This is a genomic window from Oceanimonas pelagia (assembly GCF_030849025.1).
Taxonomy (GTDB): domain Bacteria; phylum Pseudomonadota; class Gammaproteobacteria; order Enterobacterales; family Aeromonadaceae; genus Oceanimonas; species Oceanimonas pelagia.
In genome coordinates this window covers 187,459-208,991 of sequence record NZ_CP118224.1, presented here as the reverse complement: position 1 = coordinate 208,991, position 21,533 = coordinate 187,459, and the positions used below count along the sequence as shown (strand labels likewise).

The 21,533-nt window shown below is 61.0% G+C and carries 19 protein-coding genes; 3 read left to right on the top strand and 16 right to left on the bottom strand.

Features of this window, described 5'->3' with window-relative positions; all coding sequences use genetic code 11:
- Positions 1–187: 187 nt before the first annotated feature.
- Positions 188–1,084: a LysR family transcriptional regulator gene (locus PU634_RS01015; protein ID WP_306762228.1), complete on the bottom strand. Its 897-nt coding sequence runs from the start codon at positions 1,082–1,084 to the stop codon at positions 188–190.
- A gap of 142 nt (positions 1,085–1,226) precedes the next feature.
- Between PU634_RS01015 and PU634_RS01010 the strand changes: the two genes are divergently transcribed.
- Positions 1,227–2,267: a YeiH family protein gene (locus PU634_RS01010; RefSeq protein ID WP_306762227.1), complete on the top strand. Its 1,041-nt coding sequence runs from the start codon at positions 1,227–1,229 to the stop codon at positions 2,265–2,267.
- 59 nt (positions 2,268–2,326) lie between these two features.
- On the opposite strand, the gene pdxR is transcribed toward PU634_RS01010, so the two are convergent.
- The 8 genes from pdxR to xdhA form a co-directional block, all read right to left on the bottom strand.
- Positions 2,327–3,793: a MocR-like pyridoxine biosynthesis transcription factor PdxR gene (gene pdxR / locus PU634_RS01005; RefSeq protein ID WP_306762226.1), complete on the bottom strand. Its 1,467-nt coding sequence runs from the start codon at positions 3,791–3,793 to the stop codon at positions 2,327–2,329.
- A gap of 124 nt (positions 3,794–3,917) precedes the next feature.
- Positions 3,918–5,342: an NAD(P)/FAD-dependent oxidoreductase gene (locus tag PU634_RS01000; protein ID WP_306762225.1), complete on the bottom strand. Its 1,425-nt coding sequence runs from the start codon at positions 5,340–5,342 to the stop codon at positions 3,918–3,920.
- 38 nt (positions 5,343–5,380) lie between these two features.
- Positions 5,381–5,779 (bottom strand): nuclear transport factor 2 family protein, encoded by a 399-nt coding sequence (locus PU634_RS00995; protein WP_306762224.1) that lies wholly within the window; start codon positions 5,777–5,779, stop codon positions 5,381–5,383.
- A 235-nt stretch (positions 5,780–6,014) separates the two neighbouring features.
- The gene (locus PU634_RS00990; RefSeq protein ID WP_306762223.1) at positions 6,015–6,749 is read right to left on the bottom strand and encodes a GntR family transcriptional regulator; all 735 of its coding nucleotides are present in this window, start codon (positions 6,747–6,749) and stop codon (positions 6,015–6,017) included.
- 194 nt (positions 6,750–6,943) lie between these two features.
- Positions 6,944–8,263, bottom strand: coding sequence for a guanine deaminase (gene guaD / locus PU634_RS00985; protein ID WP_306762222.1), 1,320 nt, complete (start codon positions 8,261–8,263; stop codon positions 6,944–6,946).
- Positions 8,264–8,292: 29 nt separating this feature from the next.
- The gene (xdhC, locus tag PU634_RS00980) at positions 8,293–9,117 is read right to left on the bottom strand and encodes a xanthine dehydrogenase accessory protein XdhC (protein ID WP_306762221.1); all 825 of its coding nucleotides are present in this window, start codon (positions 9,115–9,117) and stop codon (positions 8,293–8,295) included.
- A 43-nt stretch (positions 9,118–9,160) separates the two neighbouring features.
- Positions 9,161–11,560, bottom strand: coding sequence for a xanthine dehydrogenase molybdopterin binding subunit (gene xdhB / locus PU634_RS00975; protein WP_306762220.1), 2,400 nt, complete (start codon positions 11,558–11,560; stop codon positions 9,161–9,163).
- The gene (gene xdhA / locus PU634_RS00970; RefSeq protein ID WP_306762219.1) at positions 11,553–12,998 is read right to left on the bottom strand and encodes a xanthine dehydrogenase small subunit; all 1,446 of its coding nucleotides are present in this window, start codon (positions 12,996–12,998) and stop codon (positions 11,553–11,555) included. Before xdhA ends, xdhB begins: the two co-directional genes overlap by 8 nt.
- Before the next feature lie 227 nt (positions 12,999–13,225).
- Between xdhA and PU634_RS00965 the strand changes: the two genes are divergently transcribed.
- Positions 13,226–14,620, top strand: a complete 1,395-nt coding sequence (locus PU634_RS00965) for an MFS transporter (RefSeq protein WP_306762218.1) — start codon at positions 13,226–13,228, stop codon at positions 14,618–14,620.
- Positions 14,621–14,625: 5 nt separating this feature from the next.
- On the opposite strand, the gene PU634_RS00960 is transcribed toward PU634_RS00965, so the two are convergent.
- Together PU634_RS00960 and PU634_RS00955 are read right to left on the bottom strand one after the other, a co-directional pair.
- Positions 14,626–15,246 (bottom strand): TetR/AcrR family transcriptional regulator, encoded by a 621-nt coding sequence (locus PU634_RS00960; protein ID WP_306762217.1) that lies wholly within the window; start codon positions 15,244–15,246, stop codon positions 14,626–14,628.
- A gap of 164 nt (positions 15,247–15,410) precedes the next feature.
- The gene (locus tag PU634_RS00955) at positions 15,411–15,842 is read right to left on the bottom strand and encodes a GlcG/HbpS family heme-binding protein (protein WP_306762216.1); all 432 of its coding nucleotides are present in this window, start codon (positions 15,840–15,842) and stop codon (positions 15,411–15,413) included.
- Between the two features lie 251 nt (positions 15,843–16,093).
- On the opposite strand from PU634_RS00955, the gene PU634_RS00950 reads away from it, so the two are divergent.
- Positions 16,094–16,666: a superinfection exclusion B family protein gene (locus tag PU634_RS00950; RefSeq protein WP_306762215.1), complete on the top strand. Its 573-nt coding sequence runs from the start codon at positions 16,094–16,096 to the stop codon at positions 16,664–16,666.
- A 79-nt stretch (positions 16,667–16,745) separates the two neighbouring features.
- Here the strand turns inward: PU634_RS00950 and PU634_RS00945 are convergent, their stop codons facing one another.
- The 5 genes from PU634_RS00945 to rpsG form a co-directional block, all read right to left on the bottom strand.
- The gene (locus PU634_RS00945) at positions 16,746–16,937 is read right to left on the bottom strand and encodes a bacterioferritin-associated ferredoxin (RefSeq protein ID WP_107851804.1); all 192 of its coding nucleotides are present in this window, start codon (positions 16,935–16,937) and stop codon (positions 16,746–16,748) included.
- 104 nt (positions 16,938–17,041) lie between these two features.
- Entirely contained in the window at positions 17,042–17,467 is a 426-nt protein-coding gene (locus PU634_RS00940) for a protein tyrosine phosphatase family protein (RefSeq protein WP_306762214.1), read from the bottom strand.
- A gap of 162 nt (positions 17,468–17,629) precedes the next feature.
- Positions 17,630–18,814, bottom strand: coding sequence for an elongation factor Tu (gene tuf / locus PU634_RS00935; RefSeq protein WP_306762213.1), 1,185 nt, complete (start codon positions 18,812–18,814; stop codon positions 17,630–17,632).
- 64 nt (positions 18,815–18,878) lie between these two features.
- Positions 18,879–20,978 (bottom strand): elongation factor G, encoded by a 2,100-nt coding sequence (fusA, locus tag PU634_RS00930; protein ID WP_306762212.1) that lies wholly within the window; start codon positions 20,976–20,978, stop codon positions 18,879–18,881.
- Positions 20,979–21,053: 75 nt separating this feature from the next.
- Positions 21,054–21,524, bottom strand: a complete 471-nt coding sequence (gene rpsG / locus PU634_RS00925) for a 30S ribosomal protein S7 (RefSeq protein ID WP_306762211.1) — start codon at positions 21,522–21,524, stop codon at positions 21,054–21,056.
- Positions 21,525–21,533 lie beyond the last annotated feature (9 nt).

The window sequence follows — 21,533 nt, the reverse complement described above, 5'->3', positions numbered from 1 at the left end:
AGTTCAATGTTCCGTTTTCTGTTCGGCAACCGGTACGTTTGCGTTTGTTATGACGAGCAGGCCTCAAAGCCACACAGGGACTTTGACGGCTCGCTTGGGAAACAGCTTAGGAAGGGGGGGCAAGGGAACATAGGGCCAGTTTTGCCACCCATGTTACGCCAGCGTTAAAAAAATGGGATCGACCGGCTCAGCCGCCGGCCTGTAAACGGCTTTGCTGCCAGAAGCGCCCGGCGAGCGTTGAACGGGGTTCGCCCAGCCGGCACAGCTCGATGTTGAGCTCCAGGGTGCGCACCCCGGAAAGTGCCACCACCCGATGGCTTGCCAGCTCGTCACGCACCAGGCTTTCGGGCAGAAAGGCCGCGCCTTCCCCCTGCAGCAACTGGGCCTTGAGCCCCTCGCCCAGGGCATTTTCACACACCGGCAGCCAGGGGCGCTCCCCCAGCTCCGGCAGACACTGGCGCTGGATCAGGGCACCGAGAAAGGCATCAGCGGGGTACAGCAACAGCGGCAGGGGCCGGTCGTCATCCAGCCGAAACCGGGCCGCGCCCCGCTCGTCGGTGGCGCTTACCAGCACCAGCCGGTCCTGGCCCACTTGCAGCCGCTCCACGTCCGGGCGCTGCAGCGCCTCGGCGCCGTCAGACTCGGCAAAGCACAGCAGAAAGTCCACCGCTCCGGCCAGAAACTGCTCCATGGCCTCGTGGTAATGACCGGTGTTCAGCCGCACCAGGCCCTCGCCCAGGGCCGGACGCAGCCGGTGCAGCCAGGCGGGAAAAAAGGTCACCGCCAGCGCCGGCTGGGTGATCAGGCTCAGGCCCGGGGTCTGCTGCTGGCTCAGGCGCAGCTGGCTGCGTATGCCGTAGATCTGGGCCAGCAACTGGCGGGCCTGTTCCAGAAAGGCCTCGCCCGCCGGAGTCAGTGCCAGCGGATAGCGGTTGCGGCACACCAGTGCCACCCCCAGCCAGTTTTCCAGCGAGCGAATGCGCCGGCTGAAGGCGGGCTGGGTGACAAAGCGGCTTTCCGCCGCCCGGGAAAAGCTGCCCTGCTCACTCAACGCGATAAAATCATGCAGCCATTTGGTTTCCATCAATGCGTCCTTGTCTGTGAAAATAGCGCCTATGCAAAAAAGTAACCGTGATGGCCGAAAACGGCATTGGCTCGCCCGACACCATCATCAATAACATAACAGCAACATTCATACCTATGTCTTGCTTCTCGGAGGAACTCCCATGGCTGCCGACACCCACTCTCCGGTAATGGGCCTGCTGCACCGCCTCGACGGCACCCGCAAACGCTATTTTCCCGGCATTTGCGTGGCCGCCACCATCGGCATTGCCGCCAGTTTTCTGTCTCAGCATTACGGCGCTCCCGCCATGCTGATGGCCCTGCTGCTGGGGCTGGCCTTCAATTTTCTCAGCCATGAAACCCAGTGCGCCCCCGGCCTGGAGCTGTCGGCCAAAACCGTGCTGCGCCTGGGCGTGGCCCTGCTGGGCCTGCGCATCACCTTTGGCGACGTGCTTACGCTTGGCTGGCAACCCATGCTGATGGTGTGCTCCGCGGTGGTGCTGACCATCTGCTTTGGTGTGATCATGGCGCGCTGGCTGGGCTTTTCAAAGGAGTTCGGCACCCTCACCGGTGGCTCGGTGGCCATTTGCGGCGCCTCGGCGGCCATGGCCATCAGCAGTGTGCTGCCCCAGAGCGAGCAGGCCAAGCGCGACACCCTGTTTACCGTGATCAGCGTCACCACCCTCAGCACCCTGGCGATGATTTTCTACCCCATGATCAGCGAAGCGCTGGGCCTGTCGGAGCAGGAAGCCGGCCTGTTTATCGGCGCCACCATTCACGACGTGGCCCAGGTGGTGGGCGCCGGTTACAGCATGTCCGCCGAGGTGGGTGACCTCAGTACCTTTGTGAAGCTGCTGCGGGTGGCCATGCTGGTGCCCATCGTGATGACCATCGGCATTCTGATCCGTCGCGCCGCCAGCCAAAAGGGCGAAAACGGCAGTGGCAGCCGAGTGGCCATTCCCGGGTTTCTGATTGGCTTTGTGGTGCTGTTCGTGCTCAACAGCCTGGGATGGATTCCCCAGGACATCGCCCAGCCCCTGGCCGGCAGTTCATCCTGGCTGCTGCTCACCGCCATTGCCGCCCTGGGCGTGCGCACCCAGCTCAAGGACATTCTGTCGGTGGGCTGGAAACCGGTGCTGCTGGTGGTGCTGGAAACCGCCTTTATCGCCCTGCTGGTGATCGCCTACCTGCTGCTGATGGGCTGATATTCCTTCTTTTTATTAGCCTTGCTATTTTTAGCCCCGCGAATGCGGGGCTTTCTTTATCAGGTCATATCCCGGATCAGCGCCACCAGGGCTTCAATGCCGGGGCGAATGCGCTCGGCGGCGATGGAGGAATAGCCCAGCCGGAAATAGTTAAGCGGCACTTCATCGCCGAAGAAATGAATATCCCCGGGCTCGATCAATATGCCCCGATCCGCCGCCTCCTTGCGCAAAATGCGACTGTCGAGGCCTTCCGGCCCCCGCACCCAGTAACAGGAGCCGCCAAAACCGGGCTGGCGGCTGGAGCTGGGCAGCAATTCATCCAGCGCCGCGCCCATTTCCTGCCAGCGTGCCTCATAGGCCTTGGCCAGATTCATGATCAGGGCATCGTGGTAGCCCCGCTCCAGAAACAGCGCCACCGAGCGCTGGTTGTTGGCGGCCGGGTGGCGCAGCATCAACCGGCGCAGGGCCCGGGCCTCGCGGATCAGCTCCGCCGGCCCCACCAGGTAACCCAGCCGCAGCCCCGGCGCCAGCGTCTTGGACAGGCTGCCCACATAGAGCACCCGATCATTGCGATCCAGGCTCTTCAGTGCCGGTGTGGGGTTGGCCTTGAAGTTGGTCTCGCTCTCGTAGTCATCCTCGATGATCAGGAAATCCTGCGCGCTGGCCTGCTCCAGCAGGGCAAAGCGCCGCTCCAGGGGCATGGTCACCGTGGTCGGACACTGGTGGCTGGGGGTGGTGTACACCAGGTCACAGCCGGCCAGTCTGTCATCGATGACCAGCCCCTGCTCATCCACCGGCAGCGGCCGTACCCGGGCCGGGTTCATGGTGGCGATATTGCGAATGTCGACGTAGCCCGGATCCTCAATACCGATGGTGCTGTCCTTGTCGAGCAGCAGCTTGGCCAGCAGATACAGCGCCTGCTGGGCGCCCACGGTGACCAGGATCTGCTCCGCCGATGCCCAGACGCCGCGCCGGGGCAACAGCCGGGTGCGGATCTGCTCGATCAGCAAGGGGTCGTCGTTGTCAAAACTGTCGGACGCCCAGTCGCGAATGGCCGGAATGCTCACCGCATCGCGGCAGCACTCGCGCCAGTTGTTGCTGGGAAACAGGGTGGGATCGAACTGGCCGTAGATAAAGGAATAGGGGTACTTCTGCCAGTCTCTGGGCTTGCTGATGTTGTGTTGCTCGCTGGGGTGCAGCTTGAGCTTGCGGCGCCAGTCCGGCGGCGTGCCCTCGGTAACCGGTGCCTTTTCCGCCGGCAGCTCGGGGCGCTTTGACAGAATCTCCGGATTGACGAAATAGCCGCTGCGCTCTTTGGCCAGCAGGTAGCCGTCGTCGAGCAGGTGCTCATAGGCCAGCACCACGGTATTGCGGGCAATGCTGAGCTGCTTGGCCAGCTTGCGGCTGGACGGCAGCGGGGTGTCAAGGGGAATGTTGCCATTGAGAATGGCGGCGGCGATCTGCTCGCGCAGCTGTTGTTGCAGGCTGGTGTTTTTTTCGGTGGAAAGGTGGAACAACTGAAACATGAAAAGGCTTTCCTGTCAGCGAGTCGGGTTCGTCTGGCGGGAACATGCGGTCCGCCCTGTGAGTAAAATTGTTTTAACTCACAGGGCGGAAAAGTAAAAGCATTGTTAACAATGAAATGCCAATTTACAGTACTTCGTCACGCAAATGATACCAGTGGTAGAGCATGCGCTGCCCCAGCCGGCGGAAGGGTGCGAACAGGTGCCCCGGCAGCGGCGAGTTGTAAATGGGCAGCTCAAAGCCTTCGCGAATGCCGGCAATGCGCTGGGCCATACGCCGGCCGGCATGGGCCGAGAACATGACGCCGTTACCGCCGTAGCCCAGGGCATAGAAAATCTGCTCCCTGTCGTCGGGCTGGTAGATGCGCGGCATCATGTCGTGGCTGACATCCACCCACCCCCACCAGGAGTAGTCGATCTGAATGCCCTTGAGCGGCGGAAACTTGCGATGCAGGCCGTCGATCAGCATTTGCAGGTGCCTGGGGTTGTGGGCATCGGCGCCGGTAATGGAGCTGCGGCTGCCGATCTGCACCCGGTTGTCGGGCAGCTTGCGATAGTAGTAGCGCAGGGTCCGGGTGTCGGTGATCACTTCATTGGTTCTGAAGTTGCACTCGGCAATCTCGCGCTCGGTCAGCGGCCGGGTCACCAGCGAGTTCGACAGAATGGGCATGATCTTGCTGTTCAGGCTGGCATGCAGCCCCTGGGAAGTATATCCCCCGGTAGCCACGCCCACCGCCCGCGCCCGCACCGTGCCGCCCGGGGTCTTGATGTGATGCACGCCATTGATGGTTTCCCAGCCCAGCACCGGACTGGACGGATGTATGGTGGCACCCAGCTCCCGGGCCATGCGATGGTAACCGTGGGCCAGCTTGAGCGGATGCACGCCAATGCCTTCCGGCTCGTGCATGGCGCCCACCGCTTCTGCCTCGTTGACGTAGTCGCGGCTGAGGGTGGCCTTGTCGAGCAGTTCGGTTTCATAGCCGAACTGCTCCCGCAGCACCCTGGCTTCTGCCTCCAGCTTGCGCATGGCCTTGTCGCGGTGGGCAATATACAGGTGTCCGCCGGTCTGGGGATCACAGTCAATGTTGCCTTCCTTGATCAGGTTTTTGAAGGTGTCAAAGCCTTCCTGCACCTCGTCGTGCATTTTGCGGGCGGTGCTCAGCCCCCAGCGCTTGATCCACTGGGAGCGGGTCAGCCGGCCCGAGGCGTTCTGGGCCTGGCCGCCGTTGCGGCTGGTACAGCCCCAGCTCACCTGGTTGGCCTCCAGCACGGTGGCCTTGATGCCGTGCTCCTTGGCCAGGTGCAGGGCGGCGGACAGGCCGGTAAAGCCACTGCCGATGATCACCACATCCACATCCATGTCACCGGTCACGGGGCCATCATCCTCCGGCGGCGTTCCGGCAGTGGCCACCCAGTAGGTGGGCGCATACTGCTGACCCCGTCCGGGCGTGGCGGCCACCAGGGGATCATAGCTGGGATCGTAACGATCCAGCACGGTATCGGCCTTGGCCGGCTGGCGGAAGTCCGCCTGAGTGTTGTTGACCATATCCATATTCGTGATTCCCGTTAGCAGAATGAGACGGCCGAGGCTTACTGGGGATCCAGCAGCGGACGATCCTTGCGGAAGGCCTGTTTCAGCGCCAGCTTGCCACCCTTGAGGGTGAACAGATCCACCCCGTCGGCCTCAATGCGACGGCCGTCCGGGGTGCTGGCGCAGAAGGTCCACTGGGACACGCCCCGATCACCCACTGCAAAGTGGCTGGTGTTTTTCCACTGCACATCCGGCATGGTGGTCCACACATTGATAAAGGCAGCGGCCACGGCATCGGCGCCGACAAAGCGGTTGCCGTGAGCTTCGGGGCCGGCGGCGCCTTCAAACACTACATCGTCGGTCATGCAGGCCATGACGCCGTCAATGTCGTGGCGGTTAAAGGCGGCGAACAGCTGCTCCAGCAATGCAATGGTTTTCTGGTTGTTTTCAGTGGACATATCAATTCTCCCTTGGCCAGCAAGTGGCAATGAACATGGCCCGGCACACCGGGCCGTTTACATGCTCATAACATTAGGGGGAAAGGCACAAGACCCGGTAGCGCCAGTTGCATGGCTTGACTTGGACCACCAGACAATCAGCAGCGAGGGTAAAAAGACAAGGGCGGGCAAAACACGGACATGGCAAGGCCGGGGCGGAAGTGATTCTGCCCCGAAAGCCGTTTTGTGCGGGGGTTCAGCGGCCGCGGCGCTTTTTGGCGACGCCGGAAAAGACCACGTGCAGATCGGTGGAGGCGGAGTCGCCGTCCAGATTGAGCTTGGCCTCAATGTGGTTCAGGTGCTCGGTCATCTTCTGCAGCGCCGTGTCCTTGTCGCCACTCTCGATGGCGTTGAGCAGGATCTCGTGCTCGTTAAAGGAGCAGTGGGCCTGATGGCCGACTTCGTACTGGGCGATGATCAGCGAGGTCTGGGACACCACGCTGCGCTGGAAGTTGAGCAGCGGAGTGTTGTTAGCCATGTGCGCCAGCTCCAGGTGAAATTCCCCCGACAGACGTATGCCGGTGCCCCGGTCGCCCCGGGCGAAGGCGTCCTGCTCTTCCTGCACCATGGCGCGCATGCGGGCCAGGCTCTCGGGGGTTGCATTCAGTACTGCCAGCTCGGTCACCGCCAGCTCCACCACGCGGCGGGCGGCAAAGATCTGCCGGGCTTCCTCCACGCTGGGCGCGGCTACCACGGCGCCCCGGTTGGGCCGGATAATCACCACCTGCTCGTGGGACAAACGCAACAGGGCGCGGCGAATGATGGTGCGGCTGACACCGAAAATCTCGCCCAGCGCTTCTTCGCTGAGCTTGGTGCCCGGCGCCAGGCGCTGTTCCAGTATGGCGTCGAAAATGTGTTCGTAGACGATATCGTCCTGAGTATTTGAGCTCGACTTGACAGGTCTTGGCTCCAGTTGACTGAGTGAACTCATAGTTGGTTTCCAGTTGCGGTGTTGGCTGCGGTGACGTGAGCACCACCACCCTTGCCATTTCCAGTTAAAAAATTGTTACAGATCACGTATACAATTTAACGCGCTTTTGGCCAATGGGACAGTCGCAATGTCCAAGTCTGTGACTGAACACAAAAAACGCCCGGCCCGGGCGTTTTTTCATACTCGAATGGCCCTTATTGCGCTTGGGGATGGTCACGTCTGTGCCGGCACTCACCGTAAACATAGGTTTCGGCAATGGCCCGGTCGTCCCCCAGCATCATCAGCACGAACAGCTTTTCGTACAAGGTTTGAGCATTTTGTATTCGCGCGCTCATCAGCGGCGTCGCCGCCAGATCCAGCACCAGAAAGTCGGCCTCCTTGCCCGGCAGCAGGTTGCCCAGCCTGTCGTCCAGACGCAGCGCCTCGGCCCCGCCCAGCGTGGCCAGATAAAAGGCCTTCATCGGGTGCAGCTTGTGCTGCTGTAACTGCTGGATCTTGTAGGCCTCATTGATGGTCTGCAGCATGGAGAAGCTGGTGCCGGCGCCCACGTCGGTGCCCAGCCCCACCCGAATCCGGTGTCGCTCGGCCGCGGGCAGATCGAACAGTCCGGAGCCCAGAAACAGGTTGGAAGTCGGGCAGTGGGAAATCACCGAGTCGGTCGCCCCCATGCGTTCGCTTTCTTCCTGCTCCAGGTGCACCGCATGGGCGAACACCGAACGCTCGCCGAGCAGGCCAAAGTGGTCGTACACGTCCAGATAGCCCTTCTGCTCGGGAAACAACGCCTTGACCCATTCGATTTCCTGCCGGTTTTCCGACAGGTGGGTCTGCATGTAGAGATCGTCGTATTCACGCATCAGCCGGCCGGCCACCGCCAGTTGCTCGGCGGTGCTGGTGGGCGCAAAACGCGGGGTCACCGCGTAGAGCTGGCGGCCCTTGTTGTGCCAGCGCTCAATCAGCTCCCGGCTGTCGGCGTAGGACGACGCCGGTGTATCCAGCAGAAACTCGGGGGCGTGGCGATCCATCATCACCTTGCCGGCGATCATGCGGGTGTTGCGCCGGTCCGATTCGGCAAAAAAGGCATCCACCGCCTGCTTGTGCACGGTGCCGAACACCATGGCGGTGGTGGTGCCGTTGCGCAGCAGCTCATCCAGGAACAACCCGGCCACCCTGCTGGCATGAGTCCGGTCGGCGAACTTGCGCTCTTCCGGAAAGGTGTAGTTGTTGAGCCAGTCGAGCAGCTGATCGCCGTAGGAGGCGATCATCTCGGTCTGGGGAAAATGAATATGGGTATCGATAAAGCCCGGCGTGATCAGCCGGTTTTCAAGCGTCACCACGCGTGTGCCGGCGGGCAGCCGCTCCAGCACCTCGGGGGCCGGACCCACGTCCTGAACATGGCCATCGGCCACCACCAGTATCCCGTCTTCATGCCAGACGAAGGAATTGTCGAGGCCGACCCTGACCGGGTCACCCAGGCTGTAAAGCATGGCGGCGCGATAGGCTACGGGTTGCGTCATCTCTGCGCGTCTCCTTGAAATCAGTAAAATCAGGCGTGCTCGGCCCGGGGGGCGGAGGCCGACTCGCTCACCGCGGCCGGCTCACCGGCCCGGTAGGCGGCGATCAGCTGGCCGGCCACCGACACGGCGATCTCCGCCGGGTGCTTGCCGGCCACCTCGGGCAGGCCGATGGGGCAGATCATGCCGGCCAGGGCGGCGTCGTCAAAGCCCCGCTCCTTCAGCCGGTAGTCAAAGCGCTTGCGCTTGGTACGGGATCCGATCACACCAAAGTAGCGGGCATCACCCCGCTTGAGGATGCGGGCACAGAGCTCAAGATCCAGCTGATGGTTGTGGGTCATCACCAGGTAGTAACTGCCGGCAGGCTGATCGTCCACCTCGTCCACCGGCTCGTCACTCACCAGAGCGGTCACCCCCTCGGGCAGGGTGGCGGGAAACTCCTCGGCCCGGGAGTCCACCCAGGTGATGCGAAACGGCAGGGTCGCCAGTATGTGCACCAGGGCCTTGGCCACGTGACCGGCGCCAAACAGCACCAGATGATGGCGGGGCCGTACTACCGGCTCCAGCATGATGGTAGCCATGCCGCCACAGCACTGGCCCAGGCTGGCACCCAGGTTGAAACGCTCGATGCGCATCTGCTGCTCGCCACTGGCCAGCATCTGCCGCGCCAGCTCAAGCGCCTTGTACTCCAGGTGGCCGCCACCTATGGTGGCGTAACAGCCGCACTCGGTCACCAGCATTTTGGTGCCGCTGTCCCGCGGGGTGGAGCCCTTGTGCTCCACCACAGTGACCATGACGCAGGGCTCGCCTCTCTGCTCCAGCTCGGCCAGGGTCTGAATCCAGTTGTCCTTGAACATGTGTTGCTCCCGGGGCGGCGCACCGCCCCTGTTCGCCGATGGCTTACTTGGCGGTGACCGGCTCGTCGCTGGCGGCTTCGTTGCGCTCCACCAGCTCATGCATCTGCTCCACCGCCCACAGCACCCGCTCCGGGGTAGCCGGCGCATCGATGTGCGGATAACGCAGGTAACCCGACACGCTGGCCACGGCGTCCTTCAGTGCACACCACACCGACATGCCCAGCATGAAGGGCGGCTCACCCACGGCCTTGGAGTGAAAGACGGTGTCTTCCGGGTTCTTGCGGTTTTCCACCAGTTTCACGCGGAAATCCACCGGCATGTCGGCCACCGCCGGAATCTTGTAACTGGCAGGCCCGGAGGTCATCAGCCGGCCCTGGTCGTTCCATACCAGCTCTTCGGTGGTGAGCCAGCCGGCGCCCTGAATAAAGGCCCCTTCCACCTGACCGATGTCGATGGCCGGGTTCAGGGAGTCACCCACGTCGTGCAGTATGTCGGTGCGCAGCAGCTTGTATTCGCCGGTCAGGGTGTCCACCACCACCTCGGCACAGGCGGCGCCGTAGGCAAAGTAGTAGAAGGGACGACCCGAGCCGGTGGCATGGTCGTAGTAGATCTTCGGTGTCTTGTAGAAGCCGGTGCTCGACAGCGACACCTGGTTGAAATAGGCCAGTTGCACGAACTCCGGGAACGACATCAGGGTATCGCGGATCTGCACGAAGTTGTTCTTGAACACCACCTCTTCCGGGCTTACCTGGAAGTGCCCCGCCGCCCAGTCGATCAGCCGCTGCTTGATGGTGCGCGCCGCGTTCTGGGCCGCCTTGCCGTTCAGATCGGTACCGCTCGACGCCGCCGTGGGCGAGGTGTTGGGCACCTTGTCGGTGTTGGTGGCGGTGATCTGAATGCGATCGATATCGACCTGGAACTCTTCCGCCACGATCTGGGCCACCTTGGTGTTCAGGCCCTGGCCCATCTCGGTGCCACCATGGTTGAGATGGATGCTGCCGTCGGTATAAACATGGATCAGCGCCCCGGCCTGGTTGAGGAAGGTGGCGGTAAAGGAAATACCGAACTTCACCGGGGTGATGGCGATGCCCTTTTTCAGAATCGGACTGTTGGCGTTAAAGGCCCGGATTTCTTCCCGGCGCTTGGCATACTCGGACGACAGCTCCAGCTCGTTCACCAGCTCGTGAATGATATTGTGCTCCACCGGCTGATGGTAATGGGTGACGTTACGCTCGGCCTTGCCATAGAAGTTGATCTTGCGGATCTCCAGGGGATCCTTGCCCAGGTACGAGGCGATCTCGTCCATCACATGCTCTATGGTCATCATCCCCTGGGGGCCGCCAAAGCCGCGGTAGGCGGTGTTGGAGGCGATATTGGTCTTGCAGCGGTGCCCGATGACGGTGGCATCCCCCAGGTAATAGGCGTTGTCGGAATGGAACATGGCCCGGTCGACGATGGACGAGGACAGATCCGGTGAATAGCCACAGTTGCCCGCCACTGTGATTTCGGCGGCCTGAATGCGGCCATGATCGTCAAAGCCGATTTTGTACTGGTTGTAGAACGGGTGCCGCTTGCCGGTCATCATCATGTCTTCCATGCGCGGCAGCCGCATCTTGGCCGGGCGCCCGGTGAGGCGGGCCACCACGGCGGCAATGCAGGCCGGGCCGGCGGCCTGGGTTTCCTTGCCGCCGAAGCCGCCGCCCATGCGGCGCATGTCGATCACCACCTTGTTCATGGGCACGTCCAGGACGCTGGCCACCAGCTTCTGCACCTCGGTGGGGTTCTGGCTGGAGGTAAACACCATCATGCCGCCGTCTTCGGTGGGCACCACCGAACTTATCTGGGTTTCCAGATAAAAGTGCTCCTGACCGCCGATATGCAGGCTGCCTTCAATCACGTGTTTGGACTTTTTCAGGCCGGCGGCAGAGTCACCCCGCTGCTGCTTGTGGCTTTCGGTGACAAACAGCTCTTTCTCCAGCGCTTCTTCCACCGACAGCACCGCCGGCAGCTCTTCGTATTCCACGATGGCGGCCATGGCGGCCTTGCGCGCGGTTTCCAGATCATTGGCAGCCACCGCCAGCACCGGCTGGCCGTAATATTCCACCTTGCCGTCGGCCAGCAGCGGATCGCCGGCCAGCACCGGACCGATGTCCAGCTCGCCGGGCACATCGTCGGCGGTAATGGCAATGGCCACGCCGGGAAAGTCGTAACAGGGGCTCACATCCAGTCTGGTGATGCGGGCATGGGCCTTGTCGGACAGCCGGGCGTACACGTGCAACTGGTTGGGAAACTCCAGCCGGTCGTCTATGTACTGGGCCTCGCCGGATACCTGCCGGGCAGCGCTGTCGTGGGGCACGCTGCGGCCCACACCGGTTTGCAGCTCCTGTTTGATCTTCGCCATCATTTCGTCGATGGTGAGCGTGTTCTGAGGTTTGTTAGACATAAGACGTCACCCTGGTTTCCAGTTTCAGATCCTGTTGCTCGATAAAGCACTTGTACAGCAGGTTGGCCGCGGTTCTGGTGCGGTATTCCTTGCTGGCACGAAAGTCCGACAGCGGCTCGAAGTCGGCTTCAAGGGCCTTCATCGCGGTCTTGACGGTGGCCATGTTCCAGGCCTGCCCCACCAGTGCCCGCTCACAGCCGGCAGCGCGTTTGGGAGTTGCCGCCATGCCGCCAAAACCGATGCGGGCGTCGGTGACGATGCCGTTTTCAATGGTCAGGTTAAAGGCACCGCAGACCGCGGAAATATCGTCGTCCAGTCGTTTGGACAGCTTGTACACCCTGAAGTGCTGATGGGCCGCCGGTTTGGGCACGATAATGCGTTCAATAAACTCGCCCTGTTCCTGGGCGGTGACCTTGTAGCTGAGGAAGTAGTCTTCCACCGGCAGCTCGCGCACGGCGTTCCCCTTGCGCAGCACCAGCGTGGCGTTCAGCGCAATCAGTACCGGCGGTGCATCACCAATGGGGGAAGCGTTGCCGATGTTGCCGCCGAGGGTACCCTGATTGCGGATTTGCAACGAGGCAAAGCGGTGCAGCAGCTCGCCGAAGTCGGGATAGAGTGTGCTCAGGGCCTCATAGCTGTCGCTTAAGCTACGGGCGGCACCGATGATCAGGGCCTCGTCGGTTTCTTCCAGGGTCTTCATCTCGGCGACATTGCCGAGATAAATCATCTTGGGCAGCTCGCGGTGAAACTGGGTGACTTCCAGCGCCAGATCGGTGCCGCCGGCCAGCAGCCGGGCATCCGGGTGCTCAATCAGCAGGGTAGCCAGCTCGTCGCTGCTGGTGGGCGAGAAGCACACCTTGTTGTCGCCGCTCAGGGTCACCAGGGTGTCGGTCTCGATCTTTGCCAGCCGGGCCACCAGTTCCTGCTCGTAGCGGGAGAACTCATCGGCCAGGCCGGGCTGCTCGGCAATGGCCCTGGCGGCATCCACGATGGGGCGGTAGCCGGTGCAGCGGCACAGGTTGCCGGCCAGCGCCTCGAGAATGTCGTGTTTGTTGGCCGCCGGCTTGTTCTTGCTCAGGGCGAACATCGACATGATGAAGCCCGGGGTGCAGAAACCGCACTGGGAACCGTGGAAGTCCACCATGGCCTGCTGAACCGGGTGCAGGCGGCCGTCTTTCGACTTCAGGTCTTCCACGGTGATCAGCTGCTTGCCATGCAGCGCCGAAACGAAGGTCAGGCAGGAGTTGACCGAGCGGTAGCGAATGCGATCGCCGTCGCGCTCGCCCAGCACCACGGTACAGGCGCCGCAGTCTCCCGAGCCGCAGCCCTCCTTGGTGCCGGTCTTGCCGACGCGGGTGCGCAGATAATTGAGCACCGTCATGTTGGGGGACAGGTCTTGTTCCTGTCGCAGCTCCTGATTTAACAGAAAGGTGATCACGGCTTGCCTCCTTCAGGGGTTACAGCGTCTGGCCGAACAAATGAGTTGTTAATATCTTCACATCTAATTAAATTAAAATCTGACCTCCCGGTCAACAAAAAATTTACACCCGGGTTGCGACTGATGCCCACTTCATAGTTAACTGCCTGCTGTAAATGCAATTTTCAGGCACTACCTCAGCCGGGCATGCGGCCTTTTCTTCAAGTGTAGTGGGAGCAATGTTTATCATGTCTGAAACAAAGACACACCGGCAGAGCCGGCAGGCGCACCTGGTGTTTGCCGGTGTGGCCCTGGCCATCATGCTGGGCGCGCTCGAGATCACCCTGCTGATGCCGGCCATTTCCCGCCTGGGGCAACTTTTTGACGCACCCGCCCTGGCGCCGCTGCTGGTGAGCGGTTACCTGTTTACCATGACCCTGACCATGCCGGTGTATGGCCGGCTGAGCGATCGTTTTGGCCGTCGTCCCTGCCTGACCGCCGCTCTTGGGCTCTTTACCATCGGCTCTCTGGCCAGTGCGCTCACCGACAGCCTGCCACTGCTGCTGACCACCCGGCTGCTCACCGGGCTGGGCGGCGGCGGTCTGATCGCGCTGTCGTTCGCGGTCATTGCCGACGTGATTCCGCCCCGTCAGGTGGGCCGCTACCAGGGGCTGATCTCCACCCTGTTTGCGGTGTCCAGTATCGCCGGGCCACTGCTGGGGGCCTTTCTGGTAGCCCGCTTTGACTGGCGCTGGCTGTTTCTGTTCAAACTGCCTCTGGGACTGCTGGCGATGGCGGTAAGCTACCGGGCATTACAGGGACTGGGGCACGCTGGCGCCCGCAGCACGCCGGATCATGCAGGCATGATACTGCTGCTGCTGGCCGGGGCCGGCTGGGGTCTGTCCACCCATACCGCCGAGCTGCTGCCGGCCCTGGCGCCGTTTCAACCGGCTCTGGTGACCGGCGCCGCCCTGCTCAGCCTGCTGTTACTGGTGCAACAATGGCACCATCCGCACCCGGTGCTGCCGCTGCGTCTGCTCGGCAACCGGCTGATGGCCATTGCGGTGTTGCTGCTGGCGCTGTCGGAAGGGGTGCGCCTGGGGCTGCTGGTGTATGTTCCGCTGGCGCTGGAACAGCAGCGGGGGCTGAGCCCGGATGACACCAGCCGCGTGTTGCTGTGGTTTATTCTGAGCGTGACCGCCGGCACCTTTGTCAGCGGCAAACGCATCGCCCATGCGGGTTATTGCCGTCCCTTTCCATGGGCCGGCGGGCTGTTGCTGGGGTTGGGTTGCGTGGTGTTGTGGGGGCTGGTCGGCCAGTGGCTGAACGGGATCTGGCTTTATGGCGGCCTGATTGCCGGCGGCATCGGCATCGGTTTTCTGATAGTAGCCTGCTCCATTGCGGTGCAGAACGCCCTGCCATCCAACCAGCTGGGCGCGGGGCTGGCACTGATGAACTTCTGCCGCTCCCTGGGCGGTACGCTCGGGGTTATCTGGCTGGGCTGGCAGTACCAGCAGCAGCTCACCGACTGGACGACATCTGTGTATGCCTCGTTGTCGGCCTATGGCCTTATCTGCTTGCTGCTGGGATTTGCCATGCCGGATCGGGAGTTGGGCAACCAGGCCAAGAATCAGCCCGGCTAGCGGGTTCAGGCCTCGGCCAGTGGCCTCACCCGGCAACCTTCAATCACCAGCCGGGTGATCACCTCGGCGGCCTGATCAAAATCGCCGTCGTCCAGCTCTTCCTTGCCCAGCGCCATGGTGATCTGCCAGTTGAAGTCGGCGTAGGTCTGAGTGGAGGCCCAGATCGCAAACAGCAGGTGCCGGGGCTCAAGGCGGGCGATCAGCCCCTGCCCCATCCAGTGACTCAGCTTGTCACTCAGGGCCTGAGTCTGCGCACTCAGGCGGGCGATGATGTCTTCCGGCAGGTGCGGGGCGCCGTGCATGATTTCGCTGGCAAACACCTTGGAGGCATGGGGGTAGTCCCGGGAGATCAGCAGCTTGGCGCGAATGTAAGCGGTCAGCGCCACCACCGGATCCGTGTTTTCCTCAAACGGGGCCGAGGCCGCCAGCAGCGGCTCGGTCACGCTCTCCAGCACCGCCCGGTACAGGTTTTCCTTGCTGCCGAAGTAGTAATAGATGTTGGGCTTGGGCAACTGCGCCAGTTTGGCGATATCGGCGGTCTTGGTGGCGGCGTAGCCATGCTCGGCAAACACCCGGCTGGCGGCGCGTATGATCTTTTCTTCGTTTTTGGCTCTTATCCGTGACATGCTTGTTTTTAGGCTCCGGCCACACCGGGTGGCTGTGTTTTTTGCCAACCATACCGGAATCCGGCCGAAATGCATAAAAAAAACGCCCACCACAGGTGAGCGCGAAAAAAGAGTAACCAAGGTTACCCCTCGACCAAAACAACAGGTTGGTACAACAATGCCGGTTAGCTGCAGTCGGCCTTCAGGCCCACCTTTTCGATGCCGGCCACGGCACAGGCCTCGTCCACATCGGACAGGTCACCTGTGATGCCCACGGCACCGATGATCAGATTGTTTTCATCGCGGATCAGCACACCACCCGGTGCGGGCAGAATTTTGCCTTCACCCAGGGTGTTGAGCGACTGCATAAAGCCCGGCCGGGCTGCCGCCATTTCTGCCAGACCACGGGAGCTGCGGCCCAGCGCAATGGAGCCCCAGGCCTTGGCAATGGCGATATCGGGACGCATCAAGCTGGCGGTATCTTCCCGCTGCAGCGACACCAGCACTCCGGCACTGTCGAGCACCGCCACGGTCAGTGGCGCCGCCGACATTTCCTTGCCTCGTTGCAGCGCGCCCTGAGTGATTGCCAGTGCCTGTTCAAGTGAAACCGTATTCATTACTCAATGACTCCCTGTCTAGCCATACTAAAGTATTACCAACTGGAGACTAATAAAACACAAAATCGCGACAAAGTTAACAGATATTTGTATACGTTTAATATAAAGATAATTTTCCCGTCACCTTTGCGCTACCCCGGCCGCATTTTTAACATGAGCCCCCTGACGCCAGTCGCCGCCTTCACAACTATGCTTATGGCACGAATATTGCTCAACCCCGGCACAGGCATCATTCAACGGAGAACAAAACAATGCCGGAGCTGCGACAGGTTTCCACGCTGAACTGGTTCATGTGCTGGTTGATGCTGAGCTGCCTGATGATCACCCTGCTGCCGGAGCGGCTGTTTTCCGGCCCCTTTGGCGCCTGGCTGGGGGAATACCGGCTGCTGTTTGTGCTGGCCATGGTACTGTCGGCCACCTATTTTTTGTCCATTGGCGCCCTGCTGCTGTTCCAGCATGTGTTTTATCGTAAACAACGGCTGACCCGGCAAAAGCTGCTGAAAGAGCTGCTGGAATACCTGGATGCCAGCGAAAAGGCGGTATTGCGGGAGTTTGTGATCCAGCGCCGCAGCGTCATAAAATTGCCGGTCAACGAGCCCAGCGTCAAAAATCTGCTGGAGCAGGGCATTCTCACCTATGCCTACGGCGAACCGGGTGAACACAGTCTGCAGGCCATCAAGCCACTGATGATCACCCTGGAAGCCCGCCCTCTGCTCACCTTTCGCGTGCTGGGGCTGAACCCGTCCAACATGACCGAAGAGCAGAAAAGCCAGATCCTGAACACACGGCCCCGCTACGCCTACAAGCAGCTGGGTCGGGGCTAAGAGGACCGGCGTACGGGCTTTCCGGCCCATAACGACAAAAAGCTCCCGAAGGAGCTTTTGCAGAGGGGAGCGGAGGCGGTCAGGCCACTTCGTAATAGACGGCGTTCTTGGCGGTTTCTTCCGCCAGAATGGCCAGCGCCACGGGAATGCATTTGCCGCACTGGGAGCCGACCCCCAGCTCACGCTTGAGATCCATAAACTCGGTATTCCCCTCGGCAATGGCTTCTTTCAACTGGCGTTCGGTAATGCCCTTGCACAAACACACATACATGAATAATGTCCTCCGCGTTCAGGACAAATCTAAATGATAGCAGTTATCAGTGCAAGTTAATTTTGTTGAAAAAAACGACGTCGGCTCACAACATGATGCCGGGCTCAGTCTTGCCGCCTGGCAACGAGCTGCTCCTTCCGCGCCGACAGGTCATAGCCGGCGGCGGCGCACTGCTGCAGCAGCGCCTCTGCCGGCTGCCGTGCTGCCTGCGACAGCGCCCACAGGGTGATGGAGCGGGTACCGGTGCGGCAGAACGCCAGCACCGGGCCCTGATGGTGCTCCAGGGCGGCAGCAAAGCCATTGATGGCTTCGTCGGTAAAGTCGCCGGAGCTGATGGGTATCCACTCCCAGGCAAAGCCCAATGCCCTCGCCTGTCCGGCCAGCGTCTCGGCGGCTGGCTGGCCGGCGCTTTCGCCGTCGGGGCGGTTGCAGATCAGGGTGTGGTATCCCAGCGCCTTAAGCCGAGCCAGATCGCCGGCGGTCACCTGATCCGCCACCGCAAAGTCCGGAGTAACCTGTCTGATGTCCATGTACCTGTCCTCGCTGATGTCTCATCTGCACGGCTCACCTGAGCACGGCAGCCATGCCTTTAAATTAGAAATTATTAACATAAAGGCATGGACACAAGCGCAAGAACGAAAAAAGGAGGCCGAAGCCTCCTTTTTTGCAGCGCGGGTTGCGCCAGACATCAATTACTTGATGATCTTGGCTACAACGCCGGCGCCTACGGTGCGGCCACCTTCACGGATAGCGAAGCGCAGACCGTCTTCCATCGCGATGGGGGCGATCAGGCTTACAACCATCTTGATGTTGTCGCCAGGCATAACCATTTCAACGCCTTCCGGCAGTTCGATGGTACCGGTCACGTCGGTGGTACGGAAGTAGAACTGCGGACGGTAGCCCTTGAAGAACGGAGTGTGACGGCCACCTTCGTCCTTGGACAGTACGTATACTTCGGATTCGAAGTCGGTGTGCGGGGTGATGGAGCCCGGCTTGGCCAGAACCTGACCACGCTCAACGTCTTCACGCTTGGTACCACGCAGCAGAACACCTACGTTCTCACCGGCACGGCCTTCGTCCAGCAGCTTGCGGAACATTTCAACGCCGGTACAGGTGGTCTTGGTGGTGTCTTTGATACCCACGATTTCAACTTCTTCACCCACCTTGATGATACCGCGCTCTACACGACCGGTAACAACGGTACCACGACCCTGGATGGAGAATACGTCTTCGATCGGCAGCAGGAAGGCACCGTCAACGGCACGCTCGGGCTCGGGGATGTAGGAATCCAGAGCAGCGGCCAGTTCCAGGATTTTCTCTTCCCACTGAGCATCGCCTTCCAGGCCCTTCAGAGCAGAGCCCTGAATAACCGGAATGTCGTCGCCCGGGAAATCGTACTCGGACAGCAGTTCACGAACTTCCATCTCAACCAGTTCGAGCAGCTCTTCGTCATCAACCATGTCGCACTTGTTCATGAACACGATGATGTAAGGAACGCCTACCTGGCGAGCCAGCAGGATGTGCTCACGGGTTTGCGGCATGGGGCCGTCGGTGGCGGCAACTACCAGGATCGCGCCGTCCATCTGGGCAGCACCGGTGATCATGTTTTTCACGTAGTCGGCGTGGCCGGGGCAGTCAACGTGAGCGTAGTGACGGGTTTCGGTGTCGTACTCAACGTGGGAAGCGGCGATGGTGATACCACGGGCCTTTTCTTCCGGAGCGTTGTCGATCTGATCGAAAGCACGGGCGGCACCGCCGAACTTCTTGGCCAGCACGTTGGTGATGGCAGCGGTCAGAGTGGTTTTACCGTGGTCAACGTGGCCGATGGTACCAACGTTAACGTGCGGTTTCGTACGTTCAAATTTTTCTTTAGACACGGACTAGTCCTTCCTGATTTGCTCCCGTCCGAAACGACGGACGGGAAGATTTAACAAAGATTAATTAACCTCGGCGGGCAGCAATGACTGCCTCGGCCATGTTCGCGGGCACTTCGGCGTACTTGGCAAACTCCATGGAGTAGGAAGCACGGCCCTGAGTCTGCGAACGCAGGTCGGTAGCGTAACCGAACATTTCGGACAGCGGAACCAGGGCGTTCACAATCTTGCCGCTGGGGCCGTCTTCCATGCCTTCGATGATGCCACGACGACGGTTCACATCGCCGATCACATCACCCATATAGTCTTCCGGCGTTTCCACTTCCACCTTCATCATGGGCTCGAGCAGAGCCGGGTTACACTTCATGAAACCCGCCTTGAACGCCATGGAGCCGGCGATCTTAAAGGCCATTTCGGAAGAGTCAACATCGTGGAACGAGCCGTCGAACAGGGTTACCTTGATGTCTTCAATCGGGTAGCCTGCCAGCACGCCCTGCTTCATCTGCTCCTGAATGCCCTTGTCCACGGCCGGAATGTATTCCTTGGGAATCACACCGCCCACAATGGCGTTCACGAAGGTGTAGCCGGCGCCCTCTTCCTGGGGCTCGATCTTGATCCAGACGTGACCAAACTGACCACGACCGCCGGACTGACGCACGAACTTGCCTTCCTGCTCCACGGAACCACGAATGGTTTCACGGAAGGCCACCTGGGGTTTGCCCACGTTGGCCTCCACCTTGAACTCGCGCTTCATGCGGTCCACGATGATATCGAGGTGCAGTTCGCCCATGCCGGCGATAATGGTCTGACCGGACTCTTCGTCGGTCCAGACCCGGAACGAGGGATCTTCCTGAGCCAGGCGGCCCAGGGCCAGACCCATTTTCTCCTGGTCGGCCTTGGTTTTCGGCTCGACCGCAACGGAGATCACCGGCTCGGGGAATTCCATCCGCTCCAGAATGATCGGCGCCTCCGGGGCACACAGGGTGTCGCCGGTGGTCACGTCCTTCAGGCCGATGGCGGCGGCGATGTCGCCGGCGCACACGGACTTGATCTCGTCACGCTTGTTGGCGTGCATCTGTACGATGCGGCCAATGCGCTCACGCTTGCCCTTGACCGGATTCACCACGGTATCGCCGGTGTTGACCACACCGGAATACACGCGGAAGAAGGTCAGGTTGCCCACAAAGGGATCGGTGGCGATCTTGAACGCCAGCGCCGCAAAGGGCGCGGCGTCGTCGGCGGGACGGGTGTCGGGCGTTTCGCCGTCTTCCTTCACACCGGCGATGGCAGGTACTTCCACCGGCGACGGCAGGTATTCCACCACCACGTCGAGCATGGCCTGTACGCCCTTGTTCTTGAACGCGGAGCCACAGGTCACCAGGATGATCTCATTGTTGAGCACGCGGCTGCGCAGGCCGGATTTGATCTCCTCCTCGCTCAGCTCGCCTTCTTCCAGGTACTTTTCCATCAGCTCTTCACTGGCTTCGGCGGCGGCTTCCACCAGGTTCTGGTGCCACTCCTCGGCCAGCTCCTGCAGCTCGGCAGGAATGTCGTGATAGACAAAGGTGGTGCCGTTGTCGTCGTCGTTCCAGTCGATGGCCTTCATCTTGACCAGGTCAACCACGCCCTTGAAGTGCTCTTCGGCGCCAATGGGCAGCTGCACCGGCACGGGCGTCCCTTTCAGGCGGGTCTTGATTTGCTCGACCACGCGCAGAAAGTTGGCACCGGTACGGTCCATCTTGTTGACGAAGGCAATACGGGGAACGTGGTATTTGTTGGCCTGACGCCATACCGTCTCGGACTGGGGCTGAACACCACCCACGGCGCAATATACCATGACAGCACCGTCGAGCACCCGCATGGAACGTTCCACTTCAATGGTGAAGTCCACGTGTCCGGGGGTGTCGATGATGTTGATGCGATGCTGGGGGAACTGGTGATCCATGCCGTCCCAGAAACAGGTGGTCGCTGCAGACGTAATGGTGATGCCACGCTCCTGCTCCTGCTCCATCCAGTCCATGGTGGCGGCGCCCTCATGAACCTCACCCAGTTTATGGCTTACACCGGTGTAGAACAGGATGCGCTCGGTGGTCGTGGTCTTGCCGGCGTCAATGTGAGCACTGATACCGATGTTACGATAGCGCTCAATCGGGGTTGTACGAGCCACAATAAGATCCTCTTGCCAAGGTCGAATGTCCTTAGTGAGCCACAAGGGGCGCGGCCTGGGCCGCGCCCGCTCTCATTACCAGCGGTAGTGAGCGAAGGCCTTGTTGGCTTCGGCCATGCGGTGAACGTCTTCACGCTTCTTGACCGCGGAGCCTTTGTTTTCAGAGGCATCCATCAGCTCGCCAGCCAGACGCTGGGCCATGGATTTTTCGCCGCGCTTGCGCGCAGCTTCCACCAGCCAGCGCATGGCCAGGGCGTTGCGACGCACGGGGCGCACTTCAACGGGCACCTGATAGGTGGAGCCACCTACCCGGCGGGATTTAACTTCAACAGTAGGACGAACATTGTCCAGGGCTTCTTCGAACAGCGCCAGGTGCTCTTTGTTGGTCTTGGCGGCAACGATGTCCAGAGCACCGTAAACAATCTTTTCAGAGGTAGACTTCTTGCCGTCTACCATTACTACGTTTACAAACTTGGCCAGCAGTTCGGATCCGAACTTGGGATCCGGCAGGATTTTACGCTGGCCGATTACGCGACGTCTTGGCATTGCAAACTC